11 protein-coding genes are annotated in these 12969 nt (G+C 70.9%); 3 read left to right on the forward strand and 8 right to left on the reverse strand.

Annotated features, from left to right (window positions below; all coding sequences use genetic code 11):
- Nucleotides 1-42: 42 nt before the first annotated feature.
- From IFT77_RS14815 to IFT77_RS14845, 7 genes are all read right to left on the reverse strand, one after another.
- Nucleotides 43-1095, reverse strand: coding sequence for an ABC transporter permease (locus tag IFT77_RS14815; RefSeq protein ID WP_192170434.1), 1053 nt, complete (start codon nt 1093-1095; stop codon nt 43-45).
- Nucleotides 1092-1970: an ATP-binding cassette domain-containing protein gene (locus tag IFT77_RS14820; RefSeq protein ID WP_244638855.1), complete on the reverse strand. Its 879-nt coding sequence runs from the start codon at nt 1968-1970 to the stop codon at nt 1092-1094. The genes IFT77_RS14815 and IFT77_RS14820 overlap by 4 nt, the downstream gene beginning before the upstream one ends.
- A gap of 44 nt (nt 1971-2014) precedes the next feature.
- Nucleotides 2015-2782, reverse strand: a complete 768-nt coding sequence (locus IFT77_RS14825) for an SDR family oxidoreductase (protein WP_192042833.1) — start codon at nt 2780-2782, stop codon at nt 2015-2017.
- A 75-nt stretch (nt 2783-2857) separates the two neighbouring features.
- Nucleotides 2858-3568, reverse strand: a complete 711-nt coding sequence (locus IFT77_RS14830) for a triose-phosphate isomerase (RefSeq protein WP_192042834.1) — start codon at nt 3566-3568, stop codon at nt 2858-2860.
- Nucleotides 3565-4347: a sugar phosphate isomerase/epimerase family protein gene (locus IFT77_RS14835; protein WP_192170435.1), complete on the reverse strand. Its 783-nt coding sequence runs from the start codon at nt 4345-4347 to the stop codon at nt 3565-3567. Before IFT77_RS14835 ends, IFT77_RS14830 begins: the two co-directional genes overlap by 4 nt.
- A 40-nt stretch (nt 4348-4387) precedes the next feature.
- Nucleotides 4388-5857 carry an FGGY family carbohydrate kinase gene (locus IFT77_RS17585; RefSeq protein ID WP_192170436.1) on the reverse strand — a complete coding sequence of 490 codons (1470 nt, stop codon included), beginning with the start codon at nt 5855-5857 and terminating at the stop codon, nt 4388-4390.
- 2 nt (nt 5858-5859) lie between these two features.
- Nucleotides 5860-6357, reverse strand: a complete 498-nt coding sequence (locus IFT77_RS14845) for a YjbQ family protein (RefSeq protein ID WP_192042837.1) — start codon at nt 6355-6357, stop codon at nt 5860-5862.
- A 122-nt stretch (nt 6358-6479) separates the two neighbouring features.
- Here IFT77_RS14845 and IFT77_RS14850 point away from each other — a divergent pair, with 122 nt between their 5' ends.
- Together IFT77_RS14850 and IFT77_RS14855 are read left to right on the forward strand one after the other, a co-directional pair.
- Entirely contained in the window at nt 6480-7385 is a 906-nt protein-coding gene (locus IFT77_RS14850; protein WP_192042838.1) for a LysR family transcriptional regulator, read from the forward strand.
- Between the two features lie 155 nt (nt 7386-7540).
- Nucleotides 7541-9088, forward strand: coding sequence for an amino acid permease (locus IFT77_RS14855; RefSeq protein ID WP_213016647.1), 1548 nt, complete (start codon nt 7541-7543; stop codon nt 9086-9088).
- A 41-nt stretch (nt 9089-9129) separates the two neighbouring features.
- On the opposite strand, the gene IFT77_RS14860 is transcribed toward IFT77_RS14855, so the two are convergent.
- The gene (locus IFT77_RS14860) at nt 9130-10284 is read right to left on the reverse strand and encodes an ROK family transcriptional regulator (RefSeq protein WP_192042840.1); all 1155 of its coding nucleotides are present in this window, start codon (nt 10282-10284) and stop codon (nt 9130-9132) included.
- 122 nt (nt 10285-10406) lie between these two features.
- Here IFT77_RS14860 and IFT77_RS14865 point away from each other — a divergent pair, with 122 nt between their 5' ends.
- The gene (locus IFT77_RS14865; protein WP_192170437.1) at nt 10407-12716 is read left to right on the forward strand and encodes an alpha-galactosidase; all 2310 of its coding nucleotides are present in this window, start codon (nt 10407-10409) and stop codon (nt 12714-12716) included.
- Nucleotides 12717-12969: the final 253 nt, after the last annotated feature.

Here is a 12969-nt window from a genome sequence, read left to right on the forward strand (position 1 = left end):
GACACGGGAGGAGGTGCTGGGTGGCCTGCGTGTGGACGCAGCTCACCGCTTGGGACGCCGCACGGTGCGGCGGAGACGTCGGATCCGGTCGAGGTACACCGCGCCGATGAGGACCACGCCGGTGACCGCCTGCTGCCAGAACGACTGCAGGCCCGCGATGACGAGCCCGCTGGCGAGGACGACGGGGATGGCGTTGCCGATGACGGTCCCGGCCACGGTCCCGATCCCGCCGAAGAGGCTCGCGCCGCCCAGGAGCGCGGCCGTGGCCCCGCTGAGCGCGTCGAGGGAGTGCCCCGCGATGTTCGTGGTGCCGTAGACGGCCAGCGAGAGCCAGCCGGCGAGCCCAGCCAGGAGCCCGGAGATGAGGTACACCGTCGTCAGGTGGCGCTTGACGGGGATGCCGGCCCGCACCGCCGCCTCCTTGTTGGAGCCGATCGCGTAGGTGTGCCGCCCGAAGGCCGTGGACCGCAGGACGATGCCGGCGATCAGGGCGACGAGCGCCGCGACGACGACGACGAGAGGCACGCCGAGCACGCGGTCGACACCGAAGTCGGCCATCACCGGGGGGACGTCGTTGAGGTCCTGTCCGCCCGTCACGACCTGGGCCAGGCCGAGCGCGGCGCCGAGGGTCCCCAACGTGACGATGATCGCGTTGAGGTCGGCGTAGGCGACGAGCGCTCCGTTGATCGCCCCCAGCGCCGCCCCGGCCGCGAGGGCGACGACGAGACCGAGCAGCGCGGCGGGCCAGCCCTCCGCACCCACGGCCCTCATCGCGACGACGCTCAGCACGCCGGAGAACACGAGGACCGACCCGACCGAGAGGTCGAAGCCCGCCGTGACGATGACGTACGTGATCCCGATCGCGAGCAGGAGGATGATCGAGCCGGCGAGGAGCATGTTGCGGATGTTCGGAACGCCGATGAACGTCGGTCCGTTCACGACGGTGAAGCCGACGAAGAGCACGATCAGCGCTGTCGTGACGACGAAGAGCGGGTGCTGCGTGATGCGGGTGAGACGTCCGGTCGAGACCGTCTGCGAGTCGGGAGCCTCGGCGGCCGAGGCGGTGGCGGGCTGTGGCTCTCGGGTGGTGGTCATCGTGCGTCTCCTTCTGCGGTCGTGGCGGCGTCCGGTCCCGGCTGTGCGCTTCCGGTGGCTGCTGTTCCCCCGGTCATCGCTGCGACGAGGGACTCGAGCGAGGCGTCGGCCCGGTCGATGCTCGCGACGCGCGTGCCGAGCCGGAGCACCTCGATGCGATCGGAGACGCTCAGGACGTCGCTCATGTTGTGCGTGATCAGGACCACGGCGAGCCCTTGGTCGGCGACCCGGCGGACCATGTCGAGGACGCCCTTCGTCTGCACGACGCCGAGCGCGGCCGTCGGCTCGTCGAGGAGCACGACGCGCTCGGCCCAGCTGACGGCCTTCGCCACGGCCACGCCCTGTCGTTGCCCGCCGGACATCTCGCGGACGGATCCGCGGCGGGGGTCGACCCGGAGCCCGAGCCGTTCGAACTCCTTCACGGCCTTGTCGCGCATCGCCTTCTCGTCCAGGAAGCCCAGACGGCCGAGCAGGCCCCGCCGGTGCACCTCGCGCCCCAGGTAGAGGTTCTGGACCGCGCCGAGGTCGGGGGCGAGCGCGAGGTCCTGCCAGACGGTCTCGATGCCCTCCTGCTGCGGGTCGGTCGGGGAGGTGAACCGGACTTCTCGACCGTCGACCGAGACCTGGCCGGCATCAGGTGCGAGGGCGCCCGAGAGCACCTTCACGAGGGTCGACTTGCCGGCGCCGTTGTCGCCGATCAAGGCGGTCACCTCGCCGGGCCGGCAGTCGAAGTCGGCGCCTCTCAGGGCGTGCACCTGCCCGTAGGACACGTGCACGTCCCTCACGCTGAGAGCGTGCTCCTGGAGGTCGGTCGCGCGCGCGGCGTCGGCGGGCTGCCCGCTCATGGACGGTGTGACGTGCTGCTGGTCGTTCATCGATTGCCTCTCGTCGTCGAGATGTGGTTCGTGGACGGTGCGGGTCAGATGGAGGTGTAGCCGCCGTCGATCACGATCTGCTGCCCCGTGATGTAGCTCGAGACGTCGGAGGCGAGGAAGCTCACGAGACCGGTGAGGTCGGCGGGGAGGGCCATGCGTCCCTGCGGGATGAGGGCCTCCCACTCGTCGCGCAGCTCGGGCTGACGGTCGATGATCTGCTGCGTCAGGTCGGTCAGCACGTACCCGGGCGACATCGAGTTCACCCGGACGCCGCGCGACGCCCACTCGACGGCGAGCGACTTGGCGAGGTGCGCGACAGCGGCCTTCGACGAGTTGTACGACGCGGCCCACTGGGGCACGTTGACGATCAGCCCGGACATCGACGCGATCAGGATCGCGCTGCCGGGCAGCCCGCGGCTGACGAGGCCGCGGCCGAAGGCCTGGGCCGAGAAGAAGGTGCCGGTCAGGTTGACGTCGATCACCTTGCGCCACTGGTCGGCGGTGACGTCGACGGAGTCGCCGTTGATCTCGATGCCCGCGGCCGTCAACAGCACCTGCGGCACGGACAGCTCCTCCGCCACGCGGTCGAACGCCGCGTCGGTCGCGGCCTGGTCGGTGACGTCGAGATGCAGGCCGAGGGTGCGGACCCCGAACTCGTCACCGATCTGGGACGCGGTGTCGGATACGGTGTCGAGCAGGTCGAGCAGGGCGATGTCGGCGCCGTCCGCCGCGAGGGCACGGGCGACGGTCAGGCCGATGCCGCGAGCTCCGCCCGTGATGACGGCGGTCTTGCCGGTGAGGTCGGTGTGCATGGTGGTTCTCCTGTTCGTGGATGGTTCGAGTGGCCCCTGGCTCCAGGCGGTCCGGAGGGGGCGAGGGTGCGTCGGTCAGCGCAGACGGTCGGCGGCCTGCGCCGCGTCCCAGCCGGCCCGGGTGGCCGAGATGAACTCCCGCGCGGCTCCGGCGGGGTCGGTCGCCCCGAGGACTCCGCTCGTCGAGCCCGTCCCGTCGACGCCGGCGGCCATGATCGACTCGGCGACGCCGGGCGACGAGACGCCGCCCGCCTGCATCATGAGGACGGTCGGGTCGACCGCGTGCACGGACAGGGCGCTCGAGGTGATCCAGGGCCGATCCGTCCCGCCCGCCGCACCGATCAGGTGCGGCGGCTCGTAGAGGACGACGTCCGGGCCGAGCGCGGCCACCTCGGCGGCCTCGTCGTCCGTGCCCGCGCAGACGATGGTCGCGAGGCCGACGCTCGTGGCGCGCTCCACGGCGTGACGCAGCTGCTCCTGCGAGAGGGGAGCGCTGTCGTGGTTGAGCATCACCCCGTGGGCCCCGACGTCGACGAGCGCCTCGGCCGTCACGGACCCGAAGGACGGGCCGAGTCCGTCGCCGCTGAGCTGCTGGGCGAAGACGAGTGCACCGGTGCCGAGCCCGACGACGGGCGCGATGTACGCCGTCGGGACGGTGACGACGACGGCGACGCCGTGGTCCGCCCCTGCCTGTGCGGCGGCGACGACGAGCGCCTCGAGCTCGGCGAGGCGGAGCAGGTTCTTCGGCCCGATCTCGAAGAACGGTGCCGACAGGAGACGGGTCATGCGGTGATCAGGCCACGCAGGAACGTGGCTGCGGCCGGCAGCGTGGTGGCCGGATCGCCCTCGGTCGAGCACTCGAGGTTGAGGTAGCCGTCGTAGTCGACGTCCTTCAGCGCCCGGATGATCGCTGTCCAGTCGAGGGTGCCGTGCCCCGGGAGGAGCCGGTTGTTGTCGCCGAGGTGGACGTGGGCGATCTGCCCGCCGGCTGCACGGAGAGCCGCAGGGATGTCCGCCTCCTCGATCGACATGTGGAAGACGTCAGGGAGGAGTCCGGCGTTCGGGTGGTCCACCTCCTCGATGATGGCGAGGTTGGCGGACACCAGGTTGAGGTAGCGGCTCTCGTAGCGGTTCAGGGGCTCGAGCAGGACCATCCCCTCCGTCCCGGTGACGACGCCGAGCATCTGCCGGTAGAAGTCGACGAACCCCTCGGTCTGACGAGCGTCGAGCTCCTGGTGCACGTCGAACAGCGGGAGGGGGTCCTGCACGCCGTACTGGTACTCGATCTCGGTGACCGCGCCGATCTCCGCACAGACGGAGGCTGCCTCCAGGTACATGGCACGGCAGCGCGTCCGCAGGTCCGCGTCGTCCGACATGGCGTGGCCGTAGACCTCGTCGGTCAGGACGAACTCGACGGGGCGGATGCCGGTCCGGCTCTCGAGGGTGACGAGGTCACGTCGGACCGAGTCGTCCCAGGAGTCCAGGGGCTGGAAGACGGCGAGTGCGTCGTATCCCCACGACGAGAGCAGTTCGGCCTTCTCGGTCAGGGTGTCGCCGGGGACCATCGGGGAGGAGCATGCGAGTTTCATCGTGGTTCCGTTCGTGTCAGTGGGAGTACAGCCGGTCGAGGTAGTCCTCGAAGAGGCGATAGCGGTGGTCGTGCGTCTCGGTGTGCGCGGTGGCGAAGCGCGTGACGGGTGGCCGGGCGAGCGCGTCAGCGTCGGCGAGGCTCGACAGGGTGCCCGACGCGACGAGGGCCAGGACGGCTGCACCGCGGCAGGTGGCTTCGCGCTCGTCCGGGACGATCACGTCCAGGTCGCAGACGTCGGCCTTCAGCTGGCTCCAGAACGAGGAGGCGGCGCCTCCGCCGGTGGACACGATCGCGTCCACGTCGTCGGCGCCGGGCGTCAGGTAGTCCACGTTCCTCTTGAGCAGGTGGGCGAGGCCCTCCTCGACGGCGAAGGCCATGTCGAGCCGGTCGTGCGACAGGTCGAGCCCGAGGAAGGCTCCGCGAGCCGACGTGAGGAAATCAGGAGGTGCCACACCGGTCAGGTAGGGCAGGAAGACGGGGGCAGGCGGCCGCGAGGCGGATGCGCGTCGCGCGAGTCCTTCCTCGAGCTCGGTCCAGTCCATGCCCGCGAGCCCCTCGCGCCGGAACCACTCGAGGGCGACGCCCCCGCTGTCGGCGCCGTTGAAGAGGATCGTCTCGCCGGGGCGCAGGCCGGCGTGGAACGAGACCTTGCGTGCCGCGTCGAAGGACCAGTCGTCGGCCAGCATCGACAACGACAAGACGGTGCCGGCCGATTCGCTGACGGTCCCGGCGGTGTACGAGCCGGTCCCGACCATCGCGCAGAAGTGGTCGAGCGCGCCCGCGTTGACGCGGTAGCTCCGGGCTGCGGGGAGGCGGGCCGCCACGTCCGCCGTCACCGGGCCGACATCCGTCCCGGCGGGAACGACGTCCGGCAGGGTCTCGCGGCGGACGCCGCAGTGCTGGACGGCTGCGTCCCAGTAGGCGCCACGGCGGACGTCCCACAGGTACGTGAACCCCCGGGTCGTGACCTCGCCGACGGCCTGACCGGTGAGCTGCAGCACCAGGTAGTCCTTGATCATGAGCACGTGAGCCGCGGCGTCCAGCGAGGCGGGCTCGTGTCGGCGCAGCCACGCCAGCTTCGCGGCCGGCCAGGTCGTGCTCGGGAAGGGCTCTCCGGTGATCGCGAAGGCCTCGTCGGCTCCGAACGCCGTCTCCAGCTCGGCCGCCTCGGCTGCCGCCCGTTCGTCGAGCCAGGACAGGGCCGGGCGGACCGCCGTGCCGTGTCCGTCCGTCACGACCAGGGTCTCGGCCTGCCCGGTGAGGACGATGACGACGTCGTGGCCGTCGGTGCCCCCGGCATCCGACGCGCACGCCGCGATGAGCGTCAGGACGCTCTCGGTGAGCGTCGACGGATCGAACTCGACCTGGTCGCCGCGGCGGTCGTACCTCATGGGCTGGCTCCGAGACGCGAGCACCCTCAGCTGCTCGTCGTAGAGGACGACCTTGAGGTTCGTCGTGCCGAGGTCGACGGAGGAGACGAGCACCGCTACTCGCCCAGCAGCTGGACGTGGACGGTGCGGGTGCGGGCGCGCACGGAGTCGAGGTCGCCGAGGTAGATCCGGCCGAACTCGCCGAGCAGGGCGGAGCCACCGGCGACGGGGATCGTGACGCTGCGGCCGAGCAGCGACGAGATGATGTGCCCGTCGGTGTTGAGGCCCCACTCGGGCAGCTCGTCCCGGAGGGCAGCGGCGTTCGCGATGTGCACCGGCCCCGGGTGCAGGTACTGACCCTCGTGGCGAGTCGGCGGGGCGATCTTCGCCAGCACGTTCAGCGTGTCCTGGAGCAGCAGCTGCGTGCCGTAGTAGGTGGTGTCCTCCGACTCCTCCTGCACGAAGACGCAGCAGCTGGTGTGCGCCGTGTGGACGGTGGCGAGCCCGTCCGAGAGACCGATCTCGGCGATGTACTCGACCAGCTGGTCCGTGACGTCGAAGAACTCCTGGCGGGCCGGCGTCTCGATCTGGACGGACTTCAGGGTGATTCCCACTTGGACCTCTTCGTTCTCGTGCGGCTGGAGGTGCCCACGATCCCTGGCCCGGCAACGGTTGTGAAGCAACGGTTGTCGATGAGGTGATAACTTGCGCCTATCGCACCCGGGAGGACTCGACCATGCAGAACGACGTGACGCTGCGCCTCCTGAGGTACTTCACCGTGCTGAGCCAGGAGCTCAACTACCGTCGAGCCGCCGAGGTCCTGTTCATCTCCCAGCCCGCCCTGTCCGCTGCCATCCGGCAACTGGAAGCCGCCGTGGGCGGCCGCCTCTTCGACCGCGACACCCGCTCGGTCGCGCTGACGGACCTCGGGCAGAAGTGGCTCCCCTCGGTCGAGAAGGCCCTCCGTGAGGTCGATCTCACGCTGGCGACCGCAGCGGATCTCGTCGGACGCTCGCACGTGCGGATCGGGTACCTCATCGGCACCGGAGCCGATCTCCTCTTCCGCCTCCTGGACGACCTCGGCGGCGACCTCGCCGGCGTGACGGTCGAGACGATCGAGTACGACTTCTCCGATCCGACCGCCGGCCTGGGGTCCGGTGCGTCCGACATCGCCATCGTCCGCCCACCGGTCCTCCTGCCCGGCCTCGAGATGGTGGTCGTGGCCCGGGAGACGTGGGTCGCCTGCCTGCCCCGAGCCCATGCGCTGGCTTCTCGGGAGTCGCTCGTCATCGGCGAGCTCCTCGACGAGCCGATCGTCGTGGCGCCGGCCAGCGCAGGCTCCTGGCGCGACTACTGGATGGCGGCGGACGTGCGCGGTGATCGACCTGCCGTGATCGCCGCGGAGGCGGCGACGTACGAGGCCGAGACGACGATGGTCTCGAGGGGCGTGGGCATCAGCTTCACCACCTCCTCGACCTCCCGGCTCTACGACCGGCCGGGCCTCGCCTTCGTGCCGATCCTCGACCGGCCCGTCAGCTACACCACGGTGGCGTGGCGCCCTGATCGTCTCTCGACCTCGGCCGCCCGCCTGGTGCAGCACATGCTGGAGCGCATCCCGCCGGAGCCCGGGACGAACTCGTGAACCACGAGGCTGGCGGCATCGAGCGCACCATTGATAAGCCTGGCTTATGACCTCATAAAGCCATGGTCCTTCCCGGTTCCTCGGTGGCCCAGTTCACTTCCTCCACGACGTTCGCGACCCTTCCTGCGGACTGGCACCGATGCGAGGAGCAGATCGTGACCGATCCCGTCGACCCGACCAGGCAGCACCCAGTGAGAGTGACGAGCCCCGCGGCACGTGACGCCGACGGCGAGGACGCGCGCCTGGCGGAGTTCGGCTACGAGCAGAAGCTCGACCGATCGGTCGGCAAGATCGCGTCCTTCGCGATCGGCTTCTCGACGATCAGCGCGACGACGGCGGTGTTCACCGGCTTCGGTGCCGGCTACAGCAACGCGGGTGCGCCGTTCATCTGGACGCTGTTCCTGGCGGTCCCGGTGTTCCTCCTGTGGACGCTGATCGCGGCCGACGTGGCCGCGAAGATCCCACTGGCCGGGTACGCCTACCAGTGGACCAGCCGGCTCAACGGCTCGAGCTTCGGGTGGTTCACCGGCGTGTCAGCCCTGATCGGCTGGATCGGAGGCATGACGAGCCTCGGCTACATCTTCGCGGGCTACCTCGGCAGCGTCTTCGGCTGGCAGCTCACGCAGACGGCACAGATCCTGATCGCCGTCGCGGTGGTCGCCGTCTGTGCGCTGATCAACGCGTACCGCGTGAGCCTCGCCACCCTCATCAACAACATCGGCGTGGGCATCGAGCTGGTCATCACGATCGGCGTGACGGCTGTCGTGGCCGGGGTCGCGTTCCTCGTGCCCGGCAACGCGCAGCCCTTCAGTTCGCTGTTCGAGGGGAAGAGCCCGGACGAGGCGACGCCCTACGTCCTGGCGTTCCTCGCGGCATCGCTCGGCCCCTTCTTCGGGCTCGTCGGGGTGGAGGCGGTGGCCGACATCGCCGAGGAGACCAAGAGCGCTCGACGAGTGATCCCGAGGACGATGTTCATCGCCTTCGCGGCGTCCTGCGTGATCGAGTTCGCGATGTACCTCGTCTACACGCTCGCGATCAAGGACTCCGCGGCGGTGGCGGCCTCGTCCGCCCCCATCGAGGAGATCATCGGGCAACAGATCGGCCCGGTCTTCTCGCGCATCGTCGTGGCGTTCGCCCTGACGAACATCCTCGTCTGCCTGCTCTCGAACATGCTGGTCGGCACGCGGTTGCTCTACTCGATGTCCCGCGACAACATGATGCCCTTCTCGGCAGCCCTGCGCCACGTCGCCCCCCACCGCAAGTCGCCCTCGGTCGCCGTGGTCGCGTTGGGGAGCATCTCGATCTTGCTGCTGCTCTCGGCACTGGTGAACGAGAGGGCCTTCACCTACTTCCTCGGCATGGCGACCCTCGCCTTCTTCACCTCGTACGTGCTCCAGACCGTCGGGCTGCTGATCGCTGCGTTCCGCGGAGCCATCCCCGCCCCGGAGGCGGGGACCTTCAACCTCGGCCGAGCTCGGATCCCGCTCCTCCTCGTCAGCCTCCCCATCTTCCTGACCGTGGAGGCGGCGCTGCTGTTCCTGCCTGCCTTCGCCGGCAACGGCGCCGTCTTCGCAGGCATCATCGCCCTCGCGTTCCTCTGGTGGCTCGTCGTCCTGCGCAAGCGCCTGAGGACCGGCTTCGCCGGCTCCGACTACGCGAAGGTCCACACGCAGGCGATCCCGACCGGCGAGCTCGGTCGCTAGGCGGGTCTTCCCTCGGGGCGTGCGGACGCGGATCCGCCCCGTTACGCCCCGAGGGCGCCGATCCGCGCCTGCACGGCGACCGCCGCCGCACCACGCGCCCACGCGCCGAAGTCGGCGTCCCCGGTGAGGACCCTCACCTCCGACGCGTCGGGGTCCCGGTCGGCGGCGATGCCGGCGCGCATCTCAGACGCAGCCACAGGGACGTCGACCAGGCCGATGCCCTCTCCCGAGAGCACCACGGTCCCGACCATGGTGAGGTTCGCGACCGCGGCGATCATGCGCCCGAGCGACCGTCCGGCCGTGCCGACGACCTGCACCGCGACCGCGTTGCCCGAGGCGGCGAGCGCCAGCAGCTCCTCGTAGCTGACCAGCCGACCGAGGCCGACCGCCGCCGAGGCGCACATGCTGGTCGTCGACAGCATCGCCGTCGAGCAGCCGCGGTGTCCGTCGGCACAGATCGGGCCGGTGGGATCGAGGGGGAAGTGCCCTCCGAGACCGAGACCCGTGTCGGGCGTGATGACCTGCCTGCCGTGGATCACGAGACCGTAACCGACACCGGCCCCCGTCGTCACCACGGCGAAGTCGTCGATCCCCCGCCCGAGACCGAACCAGCGCTCGGCCTCCGTCAGCGCCACCACGTCGTTCTCGACGACGACCGGCAGCCCGAGCCGCCGCGACAGCATCCCGCCGAGGTCCACCTCCCGCCACTCGAGGAACGGCGCGCGCAGCACCACCTGCTGCCCGGTCACCTTGCCGCCGATGCTCACCCCGACACCCGCGATGTCCGCGACGTCACCACCCGACCCGGCGAGCGCCTCCACCACCGCGGCCAGCGCCTCCATCACCTCCTCGGGCGAGTGCCCGGCGAGGTCGGCGACGTGCTCGCCCAGCGTCTTGGCCCGCAGGTCGGTGAGCACGCCGAGGGCCTGGTCACCGGTCAGCTTGATGCCGACGAAGCGCTGCAGGTCGACCCGCACGTCGAGCGGCTTGGCGGGGCGGCCGACGGCTCCGGCGAGCTCGACGGCTCCCTCGACGAAGAGGCCGCGGTCGAGGAACGGCTTGCTCAGCCGCGTGAGGCTCGCCGGCGACAGGCCCAGCCGGCGCCCGAGCTCCGCCCGCGCGATCGGCCCGTGGATCAGCACCTCGCGCACCAGCTCGCGCCCGGACTCGCCCAGCACCGGCTCCGTCGTCGTCATGCGACCGAGCATATCTTCCAGGCCGAACGAAAAGGAGGCGCCGTTCGGCTTTCCGGGATCACTTGACAGGCCTATTAGTTCCGTCGTAGAACTAACCCATGCAGCGTCGCACCGAAGTCCGCATGACCGAGCTCCACCTCCGCCAGGGAGGCACGAGCGTCGTCCTCGACACCTCCGGCTCCGGCCTCCCCGGCATCGTCCACTGGGGACCCGACCTCGGCGAGCTCAGCGCCGCCGCCCTCGCGGGAGTCGTCCTCGCCTCCCGCGCCCAGCGCACCTCGGGCGCCATCGACGAGCCAGCCCGCCTCACGCTCCTCCCCCTCGAGTCCGACGGCTGGCAGGGCACCCCCGGCCTCCTCGGCAGCCGTGCCGGCGCCTCCTTCTCGCCTGCCTTCACCGTCACCGACGTCGACGTCGCCGAAAACGGCACCGACGGCGACGACAGCCCGGAGGAGGCGCGCGACACCACCGAGACCGGTGTCACCCCCGGCAGCGACAGCAACACCGGCGTCACGGGCACCTCCGGCACCGTCGTCACCATCACGGCTGAGGACCCCGCCGCCGAACTCCGCATCATCATCACCCTGCGTCTCGACCCCCACGGCCTGCTGCACCAGCGCCTCCGCCTCACCAACACCGCGGCCGGCTCGACCGGCGACGACGCCCACGACCTTGAAGGCCACCGCCTCGACGCCTCCGCCGCCGCCGCACTCGACACCGCCGCCACCTACGAGCTCGGCGAGCTCGCGGCGAGCTTCCCCCTGCCGCACACCGCCGGCGAGGTGCTCGACACCACCGGTCGCCACCTCCGCGAGCGCACCCCCCAGCGGCACGACCTCACGATCGGCCGCTACGACCGCGAGAGCCGCCGCGGCCGTCCCGGAGCCGACGCCACCCTGCTCGTCGCCACCGGAACGCCCGGCTTCGGCTTCGAACGCGGCCTCGTCCACGCCGCCCACCTCGCCTGGAGCGGCAACCACCGCGTCAGCGTCGAGCGCCTCGTCACCGGCGCCACCCACACCCGCGTCGCCGAGCTGCCGGCCCCGGGCGAGATCCGGCTGGGGCCGGGCGAGAGCTACGAGACGCCGGAGGCGCTCGGCTCGTGGGGAGACGGGCTCACCGAGCTCTCGGCACGGTTCCACCGCCTCCTTCGTGCCCGCCCGATCCACCCGGCGACGCCCCGTCCCGTGACCCTCAACACGTGGGAGGCCGTCTACTTCGACCACGACCTCGGCCGCCTCAGCGCCCTCGCCGACGCCGGGGCCCGCGTCGGGATCGAGCGCTTCGTGCTCGACGACGGCTGGTTCCACGGCCGCCGCGACGACACCACCGCGCTCGGCGACTGGTGGGTCGACGAGACGGTCTGGCCCGACGGACTCGCGCCGATCATCGACCACGTCACCGACCTCGGCATGCAGTTCGGCATCTGGGTCGAGCCCGAGATGGTCAGCCCCGACAGCGAGCTCGCCCGGGCGCACCCCGAGTGGATCCTCGGCCCCGGCGAAGGGCGCCTGCCCGCGATCGCCCGCCAGCAGCAGGTGCTCGACCTCTCGAACCCCGACGCGTTCGACTACATCCTCGGCAAGCTCGACGCGCTGCTCACCGACCACGACATCGCCTACCTGAAGTGGGACCACAACCGCGACCTGCTGGAGGCGGGGGCCGGCGCCCCGGCACGACCGGCGGTCCACGAGAACGTCGTCGCGCTCTACCGCGTGCTCGACGAGCTGCGCAGCCGTCACCCCGGCGTCGAGATCGAGAGCTGCGCCTCCGGCGGGGCCCGGGTCGACCTGGGGATCCTCGACCACACCGACCGCATCTGGACGAGCGACTGCATCGACCCGATGGAGCGCCTCGTCAACCAGAAGCACACCGGCCTGCTGGTGCCCTACGAGCTGATGGGCGCCCACGTCAGCGGACCCCGCTCGCACTCCACCGGACGTCGCCACGACCTGTCGTTCCGTGCGGGGGTCGCCCTGCCCGGCCACTTCGGCGTCGAGTGGGACATCAGCTCGCCCGACGTCGACGACGCCACCCTCGACGAGCTCGCTGCCTGGATCGCCGTGCACAAGGCGAACCGGTCGCTCCTCCACACGGGAGCCGTCGTCCACGCCGACCTGCCCGACCCCGGCATGGACCTGCGCGGAGTCGTCGCCGCCGACCGCAGCCGCGCGCTCTACACGTTCACGCAGGTCGCGACGAGCGCCAGCTACCCGGCCGGCCCGATCACGCTGCCCGGCCTCGACGACGACCGCGAGTACCGCGTCGCCCTCGCGGCGCCGACCGCCACCGTCGGCGGCCCCGGCCAGTCCCCGCTCGACTGGGCCCTCGACGGGGTCGTCCTCACCGGCCGCGCCCTCCGCCTCGGCGGCGTGCAGGCCCCGGTCCTCTTCCCCGAGCAGCTCGTCCTGCTCGAGGCCACCGCCCTCTAGCCCGTACCCCTCTCCCTCTCCCTCTCCCTCTCCCTCTCCCTCTCCCTCTCCCTCTCCCTCTCCCTCTCCTCATTCAGGAACATCCCGCCTGATCCTCGCAAGGGGGAGACCGATCGTCCTGATTCGTGAACGGATCAGGAATCCCCGACCCGCACCTCCTGCAATCTGAGGAGGCGCCCCGCACGACCCAGCATCAGCACGACCCCCGCGGCCCCGGCCGCACCCCCAGCGCAAGGAGGCGCACAGTGAGTCC

The sequence above is a fragment of the Frigoribacterium sp. CFBP 13729 genome (assembly GCF_014841875.1).
Classification (GTDB): domain Bacteria; phylum Actinomycetota; class Actinomycetes; order Actinomycetales; family Microbacteriaceae; genus Frigoribacterium.